Raw genomic sequence first — 21,509 nt, forward strand, 5'->3', positions numbered from 1 at the left:
TTATTTCAATTGTTTGCTAAATATAATCTTTTCAATTTTCCTAACTTGAAAAGATTTGATGCCTTTTCACAATTCATTTAGGATTGCTATAGCGGCATTTTTAGATGAATCTCGACAACCTGCCTCAAATGCTGCAAACAGGATTTCACCTAACTTTAGGTGCAACTTCCTTTTTAATTGAGACATTGCAAGATCCGCTAAAGCGAGAAGAAAATCTTGACAAACTGAAGTCAGATTTGGGCCAGCTCGCCGATGAGCTGGTGGAAAAAGGAGAAATGACCGATCGAGAAGCGCGGAATTTTGTAGATACTATTTTCTCTCAACCGAGGGAGCGGGAGAATGCAGACAGCGAATCTGTCTCGCCCAAGGAATCGGATGCAGCGACTGATGCTCCTCCCGAGTCGGTTGTACAGCCTGACGTAAAGCTAGAGATTCAAGAATTAACTGCACACATGGCAGCGCTGAGGGCCGAATTGGAAAATTTGCAGACCGAAAATTTCCAGGATTAAAGAATCAAGATTCTCTAACACAGCCGGAGTTGACTTGGAAACTGACTTGCAAACTTATTTAAGAGAACCAAACTTTAGTCATTGTCCCAGTTTTCAGAACCGATCAGGTCGGCAATGCGATCGCGGAGCAAGAAGTCGCATTTTTCTAACTCGCACTCTACGCAAGCCCATTCTCGGGGTGGGATGAACTGACAAAGCGTGTAGATAGGCTGTTGTCGGCTCAGCACGCCCTCGTTCACGAGGTGGCGGGCTTCATCCTGGATGACATCTAAAGAGTATTGGATTTTGATAGTGGACTGAATCATAATGCGCCCTCAAGGTTTTAGTAAAAAAAAAATTATGGCCCTGGTAATAATATAATCCAAAATTCCGGATATGTAATTAAAATTTTGTCAGTATACAGGTATACAATTCACTGCCGTCTATTTTAAAAAATTATAGGAACGATTAGTAAGTGATGGGATTTGTCTTGGGATTTTGGCCGCAACTTTTCCGCGCTAGCAGGCCCATCTGCTGCAAAGCTCAATTCTGAATGTAGGAACCCGCGCCCGATTCCCGGTTTCTGGATGCTTCGCCGCTAAAGGCAAAATTATTTCTTGCGAGAAACCGGGTTGATAAATTTAAGTCCTGAGGCAGCAGCAAAAGAAAGATTTAGGAGTCCGGCAGTTCAAGCATTGCCGGTGCGTCAAGTCCAAACAGCACTTCTAGAGCGAGAGATTGCGCTACCGGCATCTGCCCGAAACAAAATACATAAGGAATACTCGGAGGCAAGTGCGGCAAAAATTGCTCTAAAACGTAGGGACTTCCGTAAATTAATACAGCTTGCAGTTCTCCCGTCTTTAATAATTTCTTAAACAAATCTTGAGCTGCTTGGGTCAAACCAGCACTGCCTCGGAAGCAATTGCCGCGAATGAAAATTTGCAGCAGTGTCGGAGAAAAATCCTCTGCACCTGCATTATCAGCGATCGCACCTGTGCGATCGTCAATCAGTTGCAATTCGTAACCAAACTGTTCGGGTACGGCGATCGCCGGAGTGTGGTTTCCCAAAAACTCGCACCCCAAAACATCATCTACAACAATCAAATTCCGCAAAAGCTGGTTTTTTGGGGACTTTGAAACCTGCAAAGGCAGATTTCCGCCAAATTTCACAGAATCTCGCAAAATATCGGCAGCAGTTGCCCTTGAGTCAGGATTTGCCAGCAAACTTAAGTCGATCGAGTCGATGGATTGTAAATTCTTGCTTTCCCCCTTAGCAAGGGGGGGTTGGGGGGGGTCAGAAATCGACAAACCCACCTTTATTTTCGCTTCCCAAACTCGCTTGACAGATTCCTTGATTTGTAATATAGAAAGCCGCCCTTGAGTGACAGCTTCGCAGACAGCGAGAATCGCCCCTTCCGGGTCCAGCGGCATCAGCAAAACATCAGCACCAGCCTCAGCCGCCAAAACAGCAGCTTCATTAGCGCCGTATTTATTGGCGATCGCACCCATCACCAAAGCATCCGTCACGATCAAACCTTCAAATCCCAACTCTTCTCGCAGCTTCCCGATCAAAATTTTGCGAGAAAGAGTAGCAGGAAACTCGGCATCCCAAGCCGGAATCAGCAAGTGAGCACTCATCACAGCATCGACCCCAGCAGCCATCGCCTCGACAAAAGGAGGCAACTCAACCTGGGCCAATCTCGCTGGCGAATGCGGCAAAACCGGCAATTCCAAGTGAGAATCAACCGCCGTGTCCCCGTGGCCGGGAAAATGCTTAGCTGTAGTCAAAACCGGGTGCGGGCCTGCACCGCGAATAAAAGCAGCGGCTAATTTGCCGACAATTTCCGGTGTCTCGCCAAAAGCGCGGACGTTAATCACAGGATTGTCGGGATTGTTGTTAACATCAACCACCGGTGCGAGAACCCAATTGAGACCGATCGCCCTAGCTTCGATCGCAGTGACAGCGCCCATTGCTTCAGCATATCGATCGGCTTTACCTGCATCGTGCCGCGCCACTTCGGCAATTGCCATCGGCGGCCCGAACCAAGTCGCCCCCGCGAACCGCTGGCCTACACCTTCCTCAATATCAGCCGCCAGCAGCAGCGGAAACTTCGCCCAAGACTGCAATTGGTGCGATCGAACCGCCAACTCCGCAGCACTTCCCCCCACCAAAATCACACCGCCGACGCCCAACTTTTCCAGATAATAGCGGAGTTTGCTAGCAGTTGGTTCCCATTCGGGATAGCGAATTTGGTGGTCGAACAAGTAGCCAGAAGCGCGCACCACGAACATCTGGGCAACCAGTTCTGGTAAGGAAAGATTGTCAATCATTCGATTTTAGATTTTAGATTTTAGATTTTAGATTTGGGAAGCGGGAATTGGGAATCGGGAATTGCGAATTGGTAATCAGGAATTATGAATCAGGAATCAGAAATTCTTTCCTCTTCCTTCTTCCTTCTTCCTTCTTCCTTCTTCCTTCATAAACTAATTCTCGTCTGTTTCGTCAATTTCATCGTCAGCGAATTCTTCCTCCGCATCTAGAATATCCGGTTTGCGATCGGCAGAAAGCTGATTCAGCAGTATGAGCATTTTATCGCCCCGTTCCAAAGAATGGTCTTCGAGAAAAATCACTTCCGGCGTCCGGCGCAGTTGCAATCGTTGGCCCAACTGACTGCGGACGTAGCTAGTTGCAGATTTCAAACCCTCCATAGTCTCAGCCTTTGCCTCATCAGTACCGTAGATGCTGACAAAAATTTTTGTATGCTGAAGGTCTCCCGAAACAATTACATCGGTAACGCTAACCATACCGGCACCTACCCGGTCGTCCTTGATTCCATTCAGCAACATCAGGCTGACTTCCCGTTTAACCATTGAAGCTACACGCTCAATGCGACGACTTGTAGCCATAACACCTACTCCTCTACTTTCCTAATCAGCCATTTTCATCCCGATTGACAATTGTAGCGCGATCGGTCAGGGGGTGTTACGGGCGATCGTCCGAGTTAGGGGTGAGATACAGCTTAGAGGAAAAAAAATGTTTGATTGCCTATAGGTCAATATATAGCTAATCTAGAGAGGTAGAGTGAGATACAGCTTACTGGAAAAAAAATGTTTGATTGGATTGTCAAAACCGTAGCTGATGCTTCAGGGGTAACTAACCAGCTAAAGATAGCTGAATGGGCAAGAGTTAACAGAATTAACCCTTTCGATATGGGAGCAAAAAACTACCAACGATGTATTCATGACTTAGGGTTAGGGGGAAAATATTATGAACTTGAATATAACGAAGATGGAACCCTAAAATATCAATAATTTTGCCGATAATTCCCTTAATTATGCTTCATAGTTCTTCATTTTATATCATCCCTAATCAATCAAACAGAAACATTCCGTGTTAAAATTTATTTATCGCCGTGTTTTTTTAGGGAATAAAACTCATGGAAAAAGAATTTACAATCGGTCAAAAAGTCAGAGTTGTGGCGATGCCGCCTTACGTCAAAACTGCCGAACCGATGCCGATGCTGCGGCCTGCGAATTTAATTGCGATCGGCGCTGAAGGTGTTGTGATCGATCGGCGTCCCGGCAATTATTGGGGCATTCGCTTTGAAAAAGGTGCTTTTCTGTTAGACAGTCAGTACATTGAAGGGGCGGAAACTAATGTAGAAGGTAATCGGGAATCGGGAATCGGAAATTGATATCACAACTTAAAATCTCCCTTTTCCTTCTTCCCTCAACATCCCTCTGTTAAATCCGTTATACAATCTATTGCTCAACGTCCCTGTTTAAGAAGCCAGCTTAGCCTCAAAAGCCAAAGAACTAACCGTCAAATCCCCCAAAACTTCCTCTAAACTAGGAGAGATAAAGTTACAAGGTTGAGGCTTTCCCAAATAATAACCTTGAGCGTAATCTACCCCAAGTTCATTGAGTTTCTCCATAATTATTTTGCTTTCCACATACTCGGCAATAGTTTTAATTCCCATGACGTGAGCAATTTTGGTAATAGCTTCCACCATTGCGATATCAATAGGATTGTCGGCAATATTCTTAATAAAATTGCCGTCAATTTTGAGATAATCAACTGGCAAGCTTTTCAGGTAAGCAAAGGAAGACATCCCGCTGCCGAAGTCGTCCAAGGCAAACTGGCAGCCGAGTTCCTTGAGCTGCCAAATTAAGCTGGCTGCTTTGCTGAGATTAGCGATCGCCACAGTTTCTGTAATTTCAAAACAAATTATTTCTGGCGGTATTTGATGGATGGAAAACTGCTCTTGAATAAACTCGATAAACTTTTCTTCGTTGAGGCTGTCCCCAGAAAGGTTGATTGAATAAAGGCTGGGATACTTGCCAAATGAGAATTTGGGATTAGACAACAGAGAGCAAGCAGGGAAGGTAACTATTTTGTCGCTGTCTACCCCGGGGTTTTGGACAAATAAATTGGCCGTAAAAATTTTAGATAAATTGCTAAATAAAGTGCGAATTACCCAGCAGTCGATGGCGTGCATCAAGTTGTAGCGTTCGGCCGCGGGAATAAACGCCATCGGCGACACCAACTGACCGGTTTCAAGCTGGAGGCGGAGCAGGATTTCGCAGTGGGTTCCGGTGGTTGGAGAGTTGAGCAAATGTACGATCGGCTGAGAGTACAAGCAAAAGCGATTCTCTTCTAAAGCTTGATTAATTTGCACCACCCACTCGGTTTCGCCGTGCTGTTTGATTAATTCTCGATCGCCCGCTTGATAAACCTGCACCCGGTTGCGGCCTTTATTTTTAGCAGCGTAGCAGGCCATATCGGCCGCGCTCAAAACCGCAGATGTCGATACTGTTTTGGGATTAATTGTTACTAAACCGATACTGACACCGATCAAAAAAGTTTTGTCCTGCCACCCAAACCGGAATCCCTGAATGCTTCGCAGCAGCGATTCTGCAACATCCAAGCCTCGTTCGAGGGGACTGTAATACAGGAGTACAGCAAATTCATCGCCGCCCAGACGCGCCAAAATATCGGTTTGGCGGATTTTGCCTTTAAATAGCTGGCTGACTTGGCGCAGCAGTTCGTCGCCTGCAGCGTGACCGGAAGTGTCGTTAACTATTTTGAAGCGATCGAGATCCAGGTAAAGCATAACGTGTTCGTGCCCGTAACCTTGAGCACTGTGCAGGGCTTGTTCTAGCTGGTACTCAAATTCGCGGCGGTTGACTAATTGCGTCAGGGGGTCATGAGTTGCTTGCCAGGTGAGTTGTCGCGCTTGAGTTCGCACTTGGGTAACATCTCGGAACACAACGACGGCCCCGACAATCTTGCCGCTGCTGGCGTGGATGGGGGCGACGCAGTGGTCGATCGCAAATTCCTGGTTGTTGCGGGCAATCAGCAAGCTGTTGTGCCTTTGGTCAACAATCCGGCCTTCGCACAAAGCGATTTCGGCGATATTTTCGGCCGGCAGTCGGGTAGTTTCGTCAACTATTCTGAGTACGCTGTCGAGGGGCAAACCTTTAGCTTCCCAGGTAGACCAACCCGTGAGTTTTTCGGCAACTGGATTAAGGGTGGAAATGCAGCCGTAGGCATCAGTAGCGATTACGGCATCGCCGATCGATTGTAGAGTAACCTGAGCGAGTTCTTTTTCTTCAAAAAATGCTTGTTCCATGCGCTTGCGATCGCTAATATCCCGCTGCACGGACACCCAGTGGGTAACGTTGCCGGATGTGTCGGCAATGGGTACGCTGTTGAGTTCCACCCAATAAGTTGAACCGTCTTTACGGTAGTTAATCAATTCCACGCGTAGGGGTTCTCGGCGAGAGAAAGCACGCCGAATTTTAGCGACTTGGGTCGGGTCGCTGTTTGGGCCGCGCAAGCAACTGGGGGTTTGTCCGATGATTTCTTCGGGTAGGTAGCCCGTCATTTGGGTAAAAGCTTCGTTGGCATAGATGATGCTGGGATCGGAGATATCGCTGTGTCCCGCATCCATAATCACGATCGCGTCGTTAGCGTTAACTACGGCAGATTCTAGCAGTTGCAGCCGCACCTCGGCCCGCACGCGGGTAGCGATTTCGCTTTCTAATGTGGCGTTAGTCAAGCTGAGTGATGCGATCGCTTTTTGCAATTCGCTAGTCTGTTCTACGACTGAATCGTGCAGAACATCGATCGCCCCGGACATTTCCATCGGGTCAAGTACCCGCAGTAAGTTGCTTTGAGTGACTATTCCCAGGAGTTCTCCCCGTTCCCCCGTTACTACCAACCTGCGCACTAAACGCTGCTGCATTTCAAGATGAGCTACCCACAGCGAGTCTTCTTGCTTGAGACTAAATAGGGGGGTACTCATCACCGTTTGGGCGATCGTTTGCGACAAATCTATATCTAAAGCTTGAAATTCCACAATATCCCGTTCTGTGACTATACCTACTGGAATGGGGAACGGCAAATTCATCGATAATTCTGTTGATTCTGTAATTACCACGCAGCTAACCCGGTGCTGCGCCATCAACTCGGCTAAAGTCATAACTGAGGCGGACCGAGGCGCTTGAATGACTTGTGCGGTCATTACTTCTTTCACGCTGCGCATTTTTAAGATATTTCCCGGTTGCAGCATCGCTTGGCGAATGCTTTCCGGCGTAATTACTCCTAAGAGTTGACCCTCACTGTCCAATATTGGCAAATGGTTAATTTTTCGTTGCCGCAGCAGAATTAGGGCGCTGAAAATGTCTTGAGTCTCGGATTTGGTCAGAGTTGCTGCCGGCTGCCTCATCACTTCTGCGATGGTGACACCTTTTAAGTTTTTGCCCGAAGCAATCAAATCGACAAGATCCCTCTCGGTAAAGATTCCTTGTAATTGATAATTTTGAGCAGAGTGCGAGGATAATTTTTCGAGAGATTTTTCCACGACAAAGACGCAGATACCTGTGGCGTCTCTGAACGCACTTGAGGTGGGGGCATTTACGATTTCTGTTAGTTGCTGGTAGATATCGCTTGGTGGAATGTCTGCGTTTAGAGAGCAACTTCCGCGCCATTGGCCCATCAGGGTAATTACTTCTGCTAGTGGGGTATCGGGCGTAACTGTCAAGGGGTAGGGGTCAATTACTTGATCTAAGGTTGGCAGATACTTAGAGGAATCGTTTTTGAGCATATTTAATTTAGTTTTGCGATCGCGTTGATTCTGCGACATTCCAAAAAAGCGCTGCTTTTCAAGCACTATGTGAATTTTTACAGCGCTGCTACTGAGACCTAATTAAAATTTCTTGTTAAGAATGCACCCCGCTCTTTGGCTGGGGATCTGGTCGGTGACAGCTCTCCGTCTACCTATAAAGTTATAAGCGGATCTTTATTTTAAGTTAAATTTTCTGTCCCGTGACACTTTTATTAAAAATAATGTATTAATTTTGAACTTGTTGCGATCGGATTGCTGGCTAAAATCATCGATCGCAGCGCTAATCATATCCATCTTCAGAAATACACATCTGTTAGCTTGAGTAGCTAACCTAGAAAGGTTACTACAAAAAAGCACTGTATTAAGTTCGGCAGTGTTAAGTTTTGCCAAAGTAAGTTTTGCGAGCTTTTCGAGACCATCTGTGGCTTGTCGAGGGGAATGGATATCACAGCCAATCTGTGAATTCGATCGCAAATTCCGAAAACAACCGTGGTAAGATTGTAGATATAAACAGAAGAACTTCAACACACAGTCTGGTGAGGAAAAGGGATTATGAAACGCCATCTATTAGCCGCTACTTTTTTAATTACTCCCCTAATGTTGGCAGGCCCGGCTCGCGCTGAAAATCCCGCTCACGTCAAACAGTTATTGTCAACCGGGCAATGTTTTCAGTGCGACTTAGCTGGAGCAGATTTAACGGGAGCCCATCTAATTGGTGCTGACTTGAGAGAAGCAAATTTACGAGGAGCAAACCTATCTAGTGCCAACCTCGAAGGCGCTGACTTGACGAGTGCTAACTTGACGGGTGCTAACTTAACCCAAGTTTTCCTGACTAATGCCAGTTTAAATTACGCAGACCTCGATCGGGCAAATCTGACCGCTGCCATCATTAATACCGCTGACGTATCCGGCGCATCAATGGAAGATATGACCATCACTGAGGCAAAAATCTACAATACTCAAATTGGCGTCGGCGGCAGCTACGACCAGTAAACTCCTTAAAAGAATGGAAAACGCCAATTTTCAGTTTAAAAACCCGGTTTCTCCCCAGAAACCGGGTTTTTAAACTTTTTGTAGGGTGGCCGGAGTGTCACATTTTCTCTCGTATTTCAAGCGAACAATCTGACGCACCTTACCACTACCGCTAAAAACCCAAATCAACGGCAATTCGGTGCGCGCAAGCAAACCCAGAAAACGCCACCGCATTTAAACCCTGTCCGGGAAACGTACTGTCACCCACACAATACAAACCAGGCATAGAAGTTCGATTAAACGGCATTCCCAGCAAACCCATTAACTTCTGTCGCGGAATCGGCCCGTAAGTTCCGTCTTCGCGCCCCAAAAAGCGGCGGTGAGAACGCGCTGTCCCTACTTCCATATAATCCAAACCCGCATCTAAACCGGGAAAAATCTTTTCTAATCTTTCAATAATTCTTCCTCCCGCCTCTTCCTTTTTATCCTCGTATGCCTGCTGCGAAAGTCCTTCCCAATCTTCCATCCAACTCGACGTAAAAGCGTGAACGATATGATATCCTGCGGGAGCTAAATCCGGGTCGAGCACGGTCGGAATTGACACCAAAACAGTTCCCTCCGGCGCTTCCATTTTGTCCCAATCTTCTAACAAAATGTGGTGGCAGGCAGTACCGACAGGGATTACGCCTGCTTCCACTCCCAAATGCAAACTCAAGAAACTGGGGGCTTTTTGATAGCGCTGCTGCCATTTCTTTTCGCTCGCGGGCATCTCTTCTGCAGGCAGCAATTTCTCAAAAGTATCCCACCGCGTGGCGTTAGAAACTATCCGCTTGGCCCGGTAAACTTCGCCGGTTGCTAGCTCAACTCCGACAGCGCGGCCGTTTTCTGTAAGAATTTTTTTCGCCTTAGCTTTGTACTGAATTTTCCCGCCGCATTTTTCTAATCCTTCTACTAATTTTTGGGCAATTTGACCGACTCCGCCTTTGGGATAATTTATGCCGCCGTAATGTCTATCCGAAAATACCATTCCGGCGTTAATCATCGGCGTCAAGTCTGCGGGTACTACAGACCAGTAGTAGCATTCCATGTCGATAAATTTCAGCAAAGTAGGGTCTTTTATGTAGCGCCGTGCAATGTCTCCAGTATTTTGAGGCAGATATTTTACTAATCCCAAACAGGCTAAAGGATTCTGAAAAAAGACTCTAACCAGATATCCGGGTTCTTCTAGGGATAGCAATTCCATCCCGTTGAGGCAGTTAAAGACGTTCCAGCATTCACCGTAAAATTTGTGGATTCCTTCGCGTTCGTGAGGGAACCTGTCAGTTAATTCTTGCAAGTATTTATCATAAGCCTGGGGAACTTCAAGTTCCAAGCCGCTGGGTAAGTGATAGTGAAGCTGTACGGGGTCGGGAATCGTTTCTAAAGTGACGTTGACTGCTTTTAGGGCGCGGGTGAGGAGGTTCGTGGTGCCGCGCTGTCCGAAGCCAAAAATCATGGAGGCGCCGACATCGAATCTGTAGCCTTCTCGATCGAAATATCCAGCGCTACCCCCCGGAATTGTATAGCTTTCGAGCACTAAAACTTTGGCTTTCTTAGCGGCTAACTGGGTGGCTGTCACGAGTCCGCCAATGCCGGAACCGATGACAATTACATCAAACTCTTGCTCTGTTGGGCGGGAGTTGGAAGAAAATAACTGGGATTGGGTAGGAGCTGACATTGCGTTAAAAATCTTAATAATTTCCATAATATTACAGTCGATCGCCGTCGCCGAACTCTTGCCTCTGCCATTTTCCCTTTGTATATGTAGCCTTCTGCCTTTTTTCCTTTTCCCTCTTCCATCGGACTTCTTCCTTCTTCTTTCCCCAAAAAAAATGCGGGAACAGTCTACCATTGCCGACTGCCCCCGTCTGCCGATCCTTTGAGAGGAGAACACTGAAAATTACTATAGCCTTGTTGCTAATTAATGTCAATACTATTAAAAAAATATTTCAATAAGCGGATGGAGGCCTCCATCCGCGAATGGGTTGTAACGGACGGCTTGTGCTTGTCGCCACAGTCCGGCAGGAGTTTGAACTGGCGACGGCAATCTTGAAAATGGTGCTCTTCGGTCGATTCTCACTCTCTGGGTTGTATGCGCCCTCAAGGATGTGATAAGTTGCACAGAGCGATCGATCGCCGGTTGGCGAAGTCCTCGAAGAAGATCGACCGCACCGCATAAAATCCCTCAAACCTAGCAATCTCCCCAATTTTCTAATGTCCCTGCAACTGCGCGTTTACGTTCCCCCGCATCCGTTAATTAAACACTGGCTGGCTGTCGCCCGCGACGCCGGCACCCCCTCGGTACTTTTTCGTTCTGCGATGACAGAATTGGGAAGGTGGCTGGCTTACGAGGCGATTCGAGAATGGCTGCCGACAGTGGAAACAACGGTGCAGACTCCTTTGGCAGAATGTCCGGCGACTTTTATCAACCCGGAAGCTCCGTTAGTTGTGGTACCGATTTTGCGGGCGGGTTTGGCACTGCTCGAAGGAATTCAGACGGTTGTGCCGCTGGCGTCGGTTTACCACCTCGGCATGGCAAGAAATGAGGAGACGCTGGAACCGAGTTGTTATTTGAACAAGTTGCCGGCGCAGTTTATCCCGGAAACGCGGGTGATAATTAGCGAGCCGATGCTGGCGACTGGCGGCACGATTGTGGCGACAATGCAGGAATTGACGAAGCGGGGAATTGACCCGAGCTTGATTCGGATTATCTCTGTGGTGGCTGCTCCTCCGGCTTTGAAGAGGCTGAGTGCAGAGTACCCGAGTTTGAATATTTATACGGCCACGATCGACGAAACAGTCAACGAACAGGGCTTTATTGTACCGGGTTTGGGAGATGCGGGCGATCGAACTTACGGTACGTGAACCAATCAGTCAGCCAGTCAATTTTAGATTTTAGATTTTAGATTTTAGATTGACTCGACAGATAAATCTGGGGGCTTGTATCCCTTTTTGGGTGCGGTGAGTTGTTCCAGGAATCAGTTGCTGAAATCTCCTGCGAAAAAGATGACCCTGGTTTCGTAAAAGCAGGTACAGAGAAAGTTAGAATCAAAAGTACAAGTCAAAAATAAATAGCGTTTAGCACTCATTGCCCGTGAAACTTGATTCTGTTCCGCCAAGCTTGTCTGCTTCTGACTCAGTAAACCTCAATTATGATTTGCCACAACAGGTACAAATACAAATAAAAGAGGTTTCTGAGATTTGTGCTGCTTTAAACCCGGAACCCGCTGAACTCTCAGTGAGTGCAAATCCCGAGATTTGTCAGGAACAAAATAAACTGAAGTCGAAGCAGTGGGCAATTTTTGCTTCTACTTTTGCAACTATTTTTTTAGCTGAAATAGGAGACAAAACTCAACTCGCAATTTTGCTGATGACGGCTGAATCTCGGGAGCCTTGGATTGTGTTTGCCGGTGCGGGTTCGGCTTTGATAGCAACCAGTTTGCTGGGAGTTTTGCTGGGAAGGTGGCTGGCAAGTCGGATTGCTCCGAGAACTTTGGAGAGAGCAGCAGGAGTGATTTTGCTGGGGATTGCGGCTGTTCTGCTGTGGGAAGTGCTGGGTTAATTGTCAATCGCCCTAACTTTAACCACCTTATATGGGCAAGGTGCGCCGAGGCGCACCCTACATATACTGTCCGAGATTTCTTAATTAACTAATAACTAAAAAACATGGATTGGCAACTTTTGGGAATAAGTTTTCTTACAGTTTTTTTGTCAGAATTGGGAGACAAAAGTCAATTAGCTGCGATCGCCCTCGGCAGCAGTTGTAACTCGCCGCGGGCTGTATTTTTCGGTACGGCGTCGGCGCTGCTGCTGGCGAGTTTAATCGGCGTTTTAGTTGGGCAAGGCACGGCAGAGGTATTGCCGGAGCGACTGGTAAAGGCGATCGCGGCGATCGGATTTGCGGTGATGGGCTTGCGCCTGCTGTGGCCAAAAGCAGATGTACCGGAAGCATCCGAGTAGGGCACCGTCAGTCGATTTTAGATTTTAGATTTTAGATTTTAGATTTTAGATTTACTCTACAGATGAATCTGGGAGTTTGAAAAAGAGTCTAAAATTTTTAGTTCTTTACGACAGGATTCGTTCGCAAGTATCCGTTTTTGGGCGGAGTCAGGAAACTTGACATTAGAGTTATTGCATAAATGTTCGATCTATCGGGAAACCGCAGATAGAACGCAGGTGCATTTCAATATAGGAGAGCGAATGCCTGCAATTCAAGCATAGTTTACGATCGCTAAAATTTAATAAAAAATTAGCAGCGGGCGTGAATTCATGCCCGCTGCTAAAGGTTGAGTTTTTCTCAACTCAACATCTGAGGATTGTGTTGATTAAACTTGGTTTTGGTAGCACCAGCCGATCAGCGTACCGGCGACAGCCAACTTCAGCGCTTCCAAGCCAAAATAGCCTTGGTGCAGTAGATTCATCCCGGTAGGCACTTCTGCTGCGGAATCGAACAAATTTAGCTGCATTCCCAAGGCGCTCATTTGGGGCGTCAGGGCGTAGGTGTCAATCAGGGCGATCGCCAGAAGTACCAATGATAATAAGATTGCTGTGCGGCTGCGCTTGCCGAAGTCACCGACTAAATTGCTCAAAACCATCAAACCCGTTGCCACCAGGCCCGAACAGATTAACTCAACGCGGTTGAATCCCCAGAACATTAAATTTCCGGCCGTTGCAAACTCGGGAGATGTCATCATGCCAGATACGTAGAGACTAGGCATAATTACTAGATCCAAAATCAGACTAACGCTGGCCCAGAAAATTAAGGCCACCATGACAATTGCTTGCCAGCGGGGTTTGATTGATTCCACTCTTGATGTTGTAATAGCTGTCATATAATTAGACCCTCTAAAATTTTCTTCTGCCTTTTCTAGAGTTTAACTAACTTTTTTATAAAATCGTGTTAAGTATTTTTAAATTAATGGTAACTTTTGTGTAACAGAGCCTGAAGAATTGTTAAGCTCACTGATGTTTGTCATCACCTGCGTTAACTAATACTAATTCGGAAAAAGTACGGAATAAATTAATAATTACTCACAGAACTTACGCACTGCGACCAAAGACACCGGGTTTTTGACCGTGATTAAAGGCTATAACGTATGTTCATAAAAAAAAACCGGGTTTCTGCGTCCAGGACTAACTCCTAATTTAACTGTATATGCCTAAATTTCAATTATCATCTTGGTTTCCCCGTCTCCCCCATCAAGTCTGGATTCTTGCTGCTGGCAGATTCCTCTCCCAAAGCGGCACCGGTTTTACTTTATTTTACGCGCCCATATTTTTTGTCGATCGCGTCGGTTTATCTGCTACTGCTGTTGGGATTGGTTTGGGTAGCGGTTCAGTTTCGGGAATATTGGGCAGAATATTGGGCGGTTCTTTTTGCGATTCCAAATTTTGGGGAAGGCGGCGAACTTTATTGCTGGCGGCAATTATTTCGGCTGTGGCATCTTTTGTACTGGCGGCGACTAATGATTTCGCTGGTTTAGTTGCGGGCAATTTACTGATGGGTTTGGGCGTGGGTTTGTATTGGCCTCCAACCGAGACGATGGTGGCGGATTTAACCGAGGGCGAACAGCGACAGGAAGCTTTTGCTTTGACAAGGCTGGCTGATAATTTAGGTTTGCAAGTTGGGATTATTTTGGGGGGTTTATTGATTGAGGTAACGGGTAATTATCGATCGCTCTTTATTATTGATGGTATCTCGTTTTTAGTGCTATTTGCGGTAGTTGCGATCGCGATCGCCGAAACCTACAAACCAGCTAATTCAGCGGATAGAGGCAGCAAAAATTTGGAAAATGGCTGGATGGTGGCGCTGAGCGATCGAAGTCTTCTAGTTTATGCTTTAGTAAATACTTTGTTCACATTATATATTTCCCAAATCCAAACCACAATGCCGCTCTACTTTAGCAAGTTTGTCGCGGTGGGGGCGGACAAAGGTTTTTCAACAGGTACAATTACGGTTTTGTTTGCTTTTAGCACGTTTTTAACTGTGGCTTTGCAACTGCCAGTTGTTAAAGTTTTGAGGCCATTTTCCCATCCAAAAGCTTTGATGATTTCTGCGCTGCTATGGGGAATGGGATTTATTGCGATCGGCTTGACGGGAATGGCTGCAACTGGCAATCTATTGTTAGCTGTTTTAGGCTTGAGTTTTTTGTCGGTGGCGACTGTTGCTTATACGCCTTTTGCTTCGGCTTTGGTGGTGGATTTAGCGCCGGAGTCTTTGCGCGGCGTTTATTTGGCGGTTAATTCTCAGTGTTGGGCGATCGGCTATTTAATCGGGCCGCCCTTGGGCGGTTTGGCTTTGGATAGAGGTAAATTGGCGGCGGATAATTTTTGGTTGGGTTTGGCTTTGAGTGTGGGCGCTGCTATTGTTATTTTGCAAAAGCTCGATCGAATGTTAAAAAAATAGTTGCCTAAACACCTGTTCTGTGATAAATTTTTATCTCTTTTTTTACAGAACCTCGATCGAATGTTAAAAAAATAGTTGCCTCAATACTTGTTTTGTGATAAGTTATCCTGCTATTTCTTATGAAAAACATAATAATTATGAATTAAAAACTTTGTGCTTGTAGATGCCAAATAGATTTATAATTCTCGAAACATAAGAGCAATTTTACAATCTATTTGGTGAGGAGTTGTAATGAAAGCACATCTACTCTTTAGTGCTAGCGGAATAGGTTTAGTTTATCTACTTGTCGGTTCTCTACCATTGGCAGCGATGCCTCTCGTCCCTGAGAAACAGACATTAGGTACTGAAGGATTGAAAGAATTAGAGACTCAAATCAGCCTGGATAAAAGTAGTGTTGACAATGCGGTCAAAATTCCGGGAATAGATGAATTAAAACCCGCCGATGCGGTGGAAGTTGAAAACACGGGCGATCGCCCCGTCTCAACAGCCAAGGAACTCGCGCCTCTCCCCCAAAACAGCCCTCAACTCAATGGGCGACAAACAGCAACATTTACCGCAGAAAATACGCCGGAAAACTCATTAAACTTAGCTGAAAAACCAGCCAACTCAGAGGCAGCCTCAGTTACAGAAGAAATATCTGTTATCCCTTCCGAAAACCAGCAGACATCAGCAGAATTTACGGCAGAAACATCAGTCATTCCTGCCCAAAACCCACCCGCACCAGCTATTGCCCAAACAGGCATATCTGCACCAGTACCCACAGAAACTTCTACTGCCCAAAAGTTGGCTGAAATCGAAAACAGCAGTTCCTTAGAACCCGCAGCAACCAACAGCGAAACCGAGGGGTCGATCGAGCTACAACAAGTAACATCTGTATCTCAACTCTCCGACGTGCGCCCGACGGACTGGGCATTTCAAGCCCTGCAATCTCTAGTAGAAAGATACGGCTGCATAGCAGGATATCCAGACGGCACATTCCGAGGCAATCGGGCAATGACTCGCTACGAATTTGCGGCCGGTTTAAATGCTTGCTTGGATAAAGTTACTGAGCTAATTAAAGCAGGTACAACCAACTTAGCAACCAAGGAAGACTTAGCCGCATTGCAAAGATTGCAAGAAGAATTTGCAGCAGAATTAGCCACTTTGCGGGGTAGAGTCGATGCTTTAGAATCTCGTACCGCCGAATTAGAAGCTAATCAATTTTCGACAACAACTAAACTCAGTGGCGAAGCAATTTTTAGCGTTGCCGATACTACTAAAAACAATAACAGCGATACTCAGACAGTCTTAAACTACCGAGTGCGCTTGAATCTGCTGACCAGTTTTACAGGCAAAGATACCCTAATAACTGGCTTGCAAGCTTACAACATTCGCAGCTTCGGCCCTAATTTAGGTTTATCAACAGGGGCATTTAGTGGTTTGTCCGACAGTCAGGCAAAGCTGAGTTTTGAACCGCAATTCCCAGGAATTAATCCTGAGACTCTATCTAGCATTGACGCCAATACTGTTGAACTTTACAAGCTGCTTTACGTCTTTCCAGTTTCTAATAGTATCACTTTATTTGCCGGCCCGAAAGCAGAAACTTCTGACGCTTTTCAAGCTATTACTCCCTTTGCTGGAGAAGGGCAAGAAGCCGTCTCTAGGTTTGCAGGTTATAACCCTGTAGTCCGCGTATCAGGTGGCACTTCAGGCAGGGGTTTGGCATCAGCAGGCGGGTTTATTTGGAACATTTCCCGCAAGCTTAATCTAACAGCTTTGTACGGCAGTGCAAATGCAGCCTTGCCCGTTGATTTAGGCTTTCCAGCCACGCCTTTAGGAGCAGGTGCATTTGAGGGAAGTATCGTGGCTGCGGCTCAGTTAACTATTAAACCTACCAGCAGTATCGACATAGGTTTAAATTACGCTTACAGTCGCCACAAATTGAATATTCTTGCTACAGGATTAGGTGATGCCGATTTGGGTTCTATTTTGGGAGCAGATAGAGAACCTGTTAACGGTGGCGTGAGGCTCAATTCGTTTGGCGGTACTTTAACTTGGCGGTTTTCTCCGAAAATTGCTATTTCTACCTATGGAGGTTGGATAATTGCTGACGCTGAAAGAAGCAATGCTTCTACAACTTTCAACAGTTGGATGGTAGGTTTCCATTTCCGAGATTTGTTCGCACAGGGCAATAATGCAGGTATTCTGTTTGGACAGCCACTCGATCGCGATTCAGTAAGTGGCGGTGCTCGCTTTCAGCAAAACAAAGCAACTCCTTACCATTTAGAAGCTTATTACCGCTTCAAAGTCAACGATAATATCAGCATTACACCGGGAGCTTTTGTGCTGTTCAACCCTGAAGGAACTAAGGATAATGACACAGTAGGGGTGGGAGTCCTGCGCACAACTTTTACCTTCTAAAGAGAGTCGCGATAGCTATCTGCAATTACCAGGAATTGATACTGTTGCCGCTTAAGCAGTGCTAACCTAGATAGGACTTACGCACGAGTACGCATGGGGGCCGAGAAACCGGGTTTTTTACCAAAATAGTTCGTTAGAGCATCGCAGACTTGGTAAAAAACCCGGTTTCTGAGCGTCAGAGTGCGTCCGGGACGGCAATTATCAATTACCAATTACCAATTCCCAATTACCAATTCCCAATTACCGATTATTTTCGTCGATCGTCCAATTTGCGGTAAACTTCTCTCAAATCAACTTGATGGTGAGCCAAAGCAACCAAAGCGTGATAAAATAAATCCGCAACTTCCCCAGCAATTCCATCTTTATCGTCATCTTTGCAAGCCATTACAACTTCCGCCGACTCTTCGCCAATTTTCTTGAGAATCTTGTTGTCGCCGCCCTCGAACAATTTGCAAGTATAAGAACTTTCGTTAGGATGGTCGCGCCGATCGCAAATTACCTCAAATAATTGAGATAACATATCTCCAGGCGGCGGTACAATTGCTCCGTCAACTTGGTGAAAACAACTTCTTTCTCCGGTGTGACAAGCAATATCTCCAACTTGTTCGACTGTTACCAACAAAGCATCGCTATCGCAGTCGTAACGCAGCCCTTTGACATTTTGAACGTGTCCCGAAGTCGCGCCTTTGGGCCACAATTCGGAACGAGAACGGCTCCAAAACCAAGTTTGGCCGGTTTCCAGGGTTTTTTGCAGCGACTCCCGGCTCATCCATGCCATCATCAAAACCGTACCGTCCAAATAATCTTGGACGATCGCAGGTACCAAACCTCGATCGTCGTAACGAATCTTTTCAATTGGGATCGATCGGCTCAAACTCGATAAATCATTAGTAGACATAATTTTATTTCAACTTGGTAATATAGATTAACGCTTTCCTGTCGGAGATTTTTTTTAATTAACCGCAGAGAAGGCAGAGGACGCAGAGGAAGAGAAGAGAGGAGTTTGAGGAAGTGATGGACAAATTGTCAAGAAGTATTTTACAAAATATTACACTTTAGGGCGATTCCCTACGGGATAGCTTCGCTTCACGGTGCTAGTGCGACAAAGCCTAAAAAACCTAAGCTAGTATTGCTACTCATTGGTTTGTACCCTAAAATCTACTAGAATAGTTTCCTTGAATCGACCTAACCTTTATGTTGAACTGGCTATAAAATTATTCTACCAACAACAGACGTTCACTAAGGAGAAAACATTGGTTTCCACAACCTTGAAAACGACCAAATCAGAAGAAATTTTCGCCGCCGCCCAGAAGTTGATGCCAGGTGGCGTCAGTTCCCCCGTCCGCGCCTTCAAATCTGTAGGCGGACAGCCCATCGTCTTTGACAGGGTAAAAGGAGCTTACATTTGGGATGTTGACGAAAACCAATACATCGACTACGTAGGCACTTGGGGCCCGGCTATCTGCGGCCACGCCCACCCAGAAGTCATCAAAGCCCTTCACGAATCTTTAGAAAAAGGTACGAGTTTCGGCGCACCGTCGCTGTTAGAAAACGTGCTCGCGGAAATGGTCATCGATGCGGTTCCCAGCATCGAAATGGTGCGATTTGTCAATTCTGGCACCGAAGCCTGTATGGCCGTTTTGCGGCTGATGCGAGCTTTCACCGGGCGCGATAAACTGATTAAATTTGAAGGCTGCTATCACGGACACGCCGATATGTTCTTGGTAAAAGCAGGTTCCGGCGTGGCAACTCTGGGCCTTCCAGACTCCCCGGGCGTTCCGAAATCCGCTACCGCCAACACTCTCAACGCTCCCTACAATGACTTGGAAGCAGTAAAAGCTTTATTTGCCGAAAATCCGGGCGAGATAGCAGGGGTAATTCTCGAACCAGTTGTGGGCAATGCCGGTTTTATTACCCCGGATGCAGGTTTTCTCGAAGGACTGCGGGAAATTACCAAAGATAACGGTGCTTTGTTAGTTTTTGATGAAGTAATGACCGGTTTCCGCATCGCCTACGGCGGCGCCCAAGAAAAATTCGGTGTTACCCCGGATTTGACAACTTTGGGTAAAGTTATCGGCGGCGGTTTGCCGGTGGGAGCTTACGGCGGACGGCGCGATATTATGGGGATGGTTGCTCCTGCTGGGTCGATGTATCAAGCAGGTACGCTTTCGGGTAATCCTTTGGCGATGACTGCTGGGATTAAAACTTTGGAATTGCTGCAAAAACCCGGTACTTACGAACAGTTAGATAAGATTACGAAAAAACTGTCCGACGGATTGCTAAAAATTGCAAAGGAAGCCGGACACGCGGTTTGTGGCGGGCAAATTAGCGGGATGTTTGGCTTGTTTTTTGCGGCTGGCCCGGTTCACAATTACGATGATGCGAAAAAGTCGGATTTGACGAAGTTCAGCCGCTTTCACCGGGGAATGTTGGAGCACGGAATTTATCTTGCTCCTTCGCAGTTTGAGGCTGGATTTACTTCTTTGGCTCATACTGAGGAAGATGTCGATCGAACTTTGGCTGCAGCGCGTGAAGTGATGGCGAGTATTTAACGTGTGTAGTAAGGACATTCGTCCTTAAAACTCAGGAATAAATAATTGAAGTCCTTGCTGTTTTTTGGCAGTAAGGACTTTAATTTTTAACTGGTACACAATCCGCGTTAAAAACCTCTCGGGGCTTGCGCAGGGGGCTAGAAAGCTGATTTCTACGAGATTTTGCCACGACTCACGAAAAATATACGAAGAAACTGGCTTTCTGAGGTATTGTTTTTTTGCGATGACCTACTTAATGAAAAATGACTAATGACTGCTGAGTCATGAGACGTAAATTCCATACATTCGCTCTCCTATCTTAAGATGGCTTTGCGTTGCATATGCGGTTTCCGGTCGCTCAAAAATTTATGCAATAAGCCTCATGGCTACTGACTGCTGACTGCTGACTAATTCAATTATTGATAAATTCACCTTCACAGATAATCGAGTCTCTGTTCTCCAAATCTTCTTGATTCCAGACCGCATTTAATGCTGCCGAACTTAAGGAAGTTGACATCGTATTTAATGTTGTGTTGTAGTATTCTACAGCATTATTAAGTTCCACCTGCGGCGCTTCTTTGAAGTACGAATTAATATCAGGCGTACAACGCTGGGCTTGGTAGTATACATAAGCTTCAGCATTAATGCACATTACCAAGTAAAAATCCTTATTTGCTGCCGTCACATCTCCGAGTTTATAGAGCGCTAAGCCCCGGTTGAGATAAGCTTTAACATAGTTCGGATCGAGTTCCACTGCTTTGTCAAAGTCTTCAATTGCAAGCTGCATTTGTTTTAATTTATAGCGAACGCAACCTCTGTTATAATACGCATAAACATTTTGTGGGTCGATCCCCAGTGCAGTGTTGTAATCGGCGATCGCCTGCGTGTTGTCTCCTAATTGGTGATAACAGAGACCGCGATTTATGTAAGCTTTGATATATTTAGGATTCAACCGCAGCGTTTCGTTAAAGTTCTCCGTTGCGGCCTCTTTTTCTCCCAAAAGGTAGTAAGCGCGCCCCCGGTTGTAATAGGTTTTATAATTGTGGGAATTGATAGAGAGAGCTCGATTGTAGTCTTCTATTGCTTCTTCGTAATGTCCTAAATTAGCAAGTACGAGTCCTCGGTTGTTGTAGATAGCGTGGTTTCCAGGCTTACTTGCTAAAGCACAGTTGAGATCGTCAATGGCTTTTTCGTGTTCTCCGAGATGGCGCCAAGCATTGCCTCGATTCAGATAAGCCTCGAACAAATTAGGATTGATATCTAGCGCTTGGCTGAGGTCTGCGATCGCTTTCTGGTAGTCTTTCATGTAATAGTAGACTAAGCCGCGATTGTTATAGGCTTTGGCATCGGCAGGATTGAGTTGCAGGATGCGATCGAAATCGTCGATCGCCGCTTCATAGTTTCCTTTCTTGGCGCTGTGCAAACCGCGTTTGTAAAATTGTTTGAGGTTCATAGGTCAACTTTCAGGAGTGCTTGATTCTGGGGGTTGATTCCTTTGCTGCCAGTTTTGAGTTGAACAACTGTTAAACTTCTCTTTTTTTGC

The 21,509-nt window shown here is 46.1% G+C and carries 18 protein-coding genes; 10 read left to right on the top strand and 8 right to left on the bottom strand.

Translation table 11 applies throughout. The features are described from left to right. Nucleotides 1-104: 104 nt before the first annotated feature. A complete protein-coding gene (locus E5S67_RS09860; RefSeq protein ID WP_172186862.1) occupies nucleotides 105-509 on the top strand; it encodes a hypothetical protein in 405 nt (134 codons plus the stop codon). A 74-nt stretch (nucleotides 510-583) separates the two neighbouring features. Here E5S67_RS09860 and E5S67_RS09865 read toward each other — a convergent pair whose 3' ends face one another. The 3 genes from E5S67_RS09865 to rbfA form a co-directional block, all read right to left on the bottom strand. Continuing rightward, the gene (locus E5S67_RS09865) at nucleotides 584-814 is read right to left on the bottom strand and encodes a DUF4327 family protein (protein ID WP_172186863.1); all 231 of its coding nucleotides are present in this window, start codon (nucleotides 812-814) and stop codon (nucleotides 584-586) included. A 346-nt stretch (nucleotides 815-1,160) separates the two neighbouring features. Then, nucleotides 1,161-2,819: a glycoside hydrolase family 3 protein gene (locus E5S67_RS09870; RefSeq protein ID WP_172186864.1), complete on the bottom strand. Its 1,659-nt coding sequence runs from the start codon at nucleotides 2,817-2,819 to the stop codon at nucleotides 1,161-1,163. Nucleotides 2,820-2,972: 153 nt separating this feature from the next. Further along, nucleotides 2,973-3,395: a 30S ribosome-binding factor RbfA gene (rbfA, locus tag E5S67_RS09875; protein WP_172186865.1), complete on the bottom strand. Its 423-nt coding sequence runs from the start codon at nucleotides 3,393-3,395 to the stop codon at nucleotides 2,973-2,975. A 201-nt stretch (nucleotides 3,396-3,596) separates the two neighbouring features. Between rbfA and E5S67_RS09880 the strand changes: the two genes are divergently transcribed. Both E5S67_RS09880 and sipA read left to right on the top strand, forming a co-directional pair. Then, nucleotides 3,597-3,800 carry a hypothetical protein gene (locus tag E5S67_RS09880; protein WP_172186866.1) on the top strand — a complete coding sequence of 68 codons (204 nt, stop codon included), beginning with the start codon at nucleotides 3,597-3,599 and terminating at the stop codon, nucleotides 3,798-3,800. A 125-nt stretch (nucleotides 3,801-3,925) separates the two neighbouring features. Then, nucleotides 3,926-4,183 (top strand): regulatory protein SipA, encoded by a 258-nt coding sequence (gene sipA / locus E5S67_RS09885; RefSeq protein WP_172186867.1) that lies wholly within the window; start codon nucleotides 3,926-3,928, stop codon nucleotides 4,181-4,183. A gap of 87 nt (nucleotides 4,184-4,270) precedes the next feature. On the opposite strand, the gene E5S67_RS09890 is transcribed toward sipA, so the two are convergent. Then, a complete protein-coding gene (locus E5S67_RS09890; protein WP_172186868.1) occupies nucleotides 4,271-7,636 on the bottom strand; it encodes an EAL domain-containing protein in 3,366 nt (1,121 codons plus the stop codon). Between the two features lie 534 nt (nucleotides 7,637-8,170). Here E5S67_RS09890 and E5S67_RS09895 point away from each other — a divergent pair. Beyond that, on the top strand, nucleotides 8,171-8,611 hold the full coding sequence (locus E5S67_RS09895; RefSeq protein WP_172186869.1) for a pentapeptide repeat-containing protein: 441 nt from the start codon (nucleotides 8,171-8,173) through the stop codon (nucleotides 8,609-8,611). 151 nt (nucleotides 8,612-8,762) lie between these two features. Here the strand turns inward: E5S67_RS09895 and crtH are convergent, their stop codons facing one another. Further along, nucleotides 8,763-10,307 (bottom strand): carotenoid isomerase, encoded by a 1,545-nt coding sequence (gene crtH, locus E5S67_RS09900; protein WP_172186908.1) that lies wholly within the window; start codon nucleotides 10,305-10,307, stop codon nucleotides 8,763-8,765. A gap of 536 nt (nucleotides 10,308-10,843) precedes the next feature. On the opposite strand from crtH, the gene upp reads away from it, so the two are divergent. The 3 genes from upp to E5S67_RS09915 all read left to right on the top strand — a co-directional run bounded on the left by upp (nucleotide 10,844) and on the right by E5S67_RS09915 (nucleotide 12,589). Then, nucleotides 10,844-11,494: a uracil phosphoribosyltransferase gene (upp, locus tag E5S67_RS09905; protein ID WP_172186870.1), complete on the top strand. Its 651-nt coding sequence runs from the start codon at nucleotides 10,844-10,846 to the stop codon at nucleotides 11,492-11,494. Between the two features lie 229 nt (nucleotides 11,495-11,723). Further along, entirely contained in the window at nucleotides 11,724-12,191 is a 468-nt protein-coding gene (locus E5S67_RS09910) for a TMEM165/GDT1 family protein (RefSeq protein WP_172186871.1), read from the top strand. Between the two features lie 104 nt (nucleotides 12,192-12,295). Next, nucleotides 12,296-12,589, top strand: coding sequence for a TMEM165/GDT1 family protein (locus E5S67_RS09915; RefSeq protein WP_172186872.1), 294 nt, complete (start codon nucleotides 12,296-12,298; stop codon nucleotides 12,587-12,589). 365 nt (nucleotides 12,590-12,954) lie between these two features. Here the strand turns inward: E5S67_RS09915 and E5S67_RS09920 are convergent, their stop codons facing one another. Next, nucleotides 12,955-13,461, bottom strand: coding sequence for a DUF4149 domain-containing protein (locus E5S67_RS09920; protein ID WP_172186873.1), 507 nt, complete (start codon nucleotides 13,459-13,461; stop codon nucleotides 12,955-12,957). Nucleotides 13,462-13,784: 323 nt separating this feature from the next. Here E5S67_RS09920 and E5S67_RS09925 point away from each other — a divergent pair, with 323 nt between their 5' ends. Together E5S67_RS09925 and E5S67_RS09930 are read left to right on the top strand one after the other, a co-directional pair. After that, a complete protein-coding gene (locus E5S67_RS09925) occupies nucleotides 13,785-15,035 on the top strand; it encodes an MFS transporter (protein ID WP_172186874.1) in 1,251 nt (416 codons plus the stop codon). A 231-nt stretch (nucleotides 15,036-15,266) separates the two neighbouring features. Beyond that, nucleotides 15,267-17,435, top strand: coding sequence for an iron uptake porin (locus E5S67_RS09930; protein ID WP_172186875.1), 2,169 nt, complete (start codon nucleotides 15,267-15,269; stop codon nucleotides 17,433-17,435). A 247-nt stretch (nucleotides 17,436-17,682) separates the two neighbouring features. Here the strand turns inward: E5S67_RS09930 and hisIE are convergent, their stop codons facing one another. Then, nucleotides 17,683-18,333 carry a bifunctional phosphoribosyl-AMP cyclohydrolase/phosphoribosyl-ATP diphosphatase HisIE gene (gene hisIE / locus E5S67_RS09935; protein WP_172186876.1) on the bottom strand — a complete coding sequence of 217 codons (651 nt, stop codon included), beginning with the start codon at nucleotides 18,331-18,333 and terminating at the stop codon, nucleotides 17,683-17,685. A 355-nt stretch (nucleotides 18,334-18,688) separates the two neighbouring features. On the opposite strand from hisIE, the gene hemL reads away from it, so the two are divergent. Then, on the top strand, nucleotides 18,689-19,987 hold the full coding sequence (hemL, locus tag E5S67_RS09940; protein ID WP_172186877.1) for a glutamate-1-semialdehyde 2,1-aminomutase: 1,299 nt from the start codon (nucleotides 18,689-18,691) through the stop codon (nucleotides 19,985-19,987). 391 nt (nucleotides 19,988-20,378) lie between these two features. Here the strand turns inward: hemL and E5S67_RS09945 are convergent, their stop codons facing one another. Further along, nucleotides 20,379-21,419 carry a tetratricopeptide repeat protein gene (locus tag E5S67_RS09945; protein WP_172186878.1) on the bottom strand — a complete coding sequence of 347 codons (1,041 nt, stop codon included), beginning with the start codon at nucleotides 21,417-21,419 and terminating at the stop codon, nucleotides 20,379-20,381. Between the last annotated feature and the right edge of the window lie 90 nt (nucleotides 21,420-21,509).

The organism is Microcoleus asticus IPMA8 (assembly GCF_013179805.1).
GTDB lineage: Bacteria > Cyanobacteriota > Cyanobacteriia > Cyanobacteriales > Microcoleaceae > Microcoleus > Microcoleus asticus.

Excerpts from the sequence above, each read along its gene's own strand:
- E5S67_RS09865 (WP_172186863.1), bottom strand. The coding sequence starts at position 814 with ATGATTCAGTCCACTATCAAAATCCAATACTCTTTAGATGTCATCCAG.
- upp (WP_172186870.1), top strand. The coding sequence starts at position 10,844 with ATGTCCCTGCAACTGCGCGTTTACGTTCCCCCGCATCCGTTAATTAAA.
- E5S67_RS09945 (WP_172186878.1), bottom strand. The coding sequence starts at position 21,419 with ATGAACCTCAAACAATTTTACAAACGCGGTTTGCACAGCGCCAAGAAA.
- sipA (WP_172186867.1), top strand. The coding sequence starts at position 3,926 with ATGGAAAAAGAATTTACAATCGGTCAAAAAGTCAGAGTTGTGGCGATG.
- rbfA (WP_172186865.1), bottom strand. The coding sequence starts at position 3,395 with ATGGCTACAAGTCGTCGCATTGAGCGTGTAGCTTCAATGGTTAAACGG.
- E5S67_RS09925 (WP_172186874.1), top strand. The coding sequence starts at position 13,785 with ATGCCTAAATTTCAATTATCATCTTGGTTTCCCCGTCTCCCCCATCAA.
- E5S67_RS09920 (WP_172186873.1), bottom strand. The coding sequence starts at position 13,461 with ATGACAGCTATTACAACATCAAGAGTGGAATCAATCAAACCCCGCTGG.
- E5S67_RS09930 (WP_172186875.1), top strand. The coding sequence starts at position 15,267 with ATGAAAGCACATCTACTCTTTAGTGCTAGCGGAATAGGTTTAGTTTAT.
- E5S67_RS09880 (WP_172186866.1), top strand. The coding sequence starts at position 3,597 with ATGTTTGATTGGATTGTCAAAACCGTAGCTGATGCTTCAGGGGTAACT.
- E5S67_RS09870 (WP_172186864.1), bottom strand. The coding sequence starts at position 2,819 with ATGATTGACAATCTTTCCTTACCAGAACTGGTTGCCCAGATGTTCGTG.
- E5S67_RS09915 (WP_172186872.1), top strand. The coding sequence starts at position 12,296 with ATGGATTGGCAACTTTTGGGAATAAGTTTTCTTACAGTTTTTTTGTCA.
- E5S67_RS09860 (WP_172186862.1), top strand. The coding sequence starts at position 105 with ATGAATCTCGACAACCTGCCTCAAATGCTGCAAACAGGATTTCACCTA.
- hisIE (WP_172186876.1), bottom strand. The coding sequence starts at position 18,333 with ATGTCTACTAATGATTTATCGAGTTTGAGCCGATCGATCCCAATTGAA.
- E5S67_RS09890 (WP_172186868.1), bottom strand. The coding sequence starts at position 7,636 with ATGTCGCAGAATCAACGCGATCGCAAAACTAAATTAAATATGCTCAAA.
- crtH (WP_172186908.1), bottom strand. The coding sequence starts at position 10,307 with ATGTCAGCTCCTACCCAATCCCAGTTATTTTCTTCCAACTCCCGCCCA.
- E5S67_RS09895 (WP_172186869.1), top strand. The coding sequence starts at position 8,171 with ATGAAACGCCATCTATTAGCCGCTACTTTTTTAATTACTCCCCTAATG.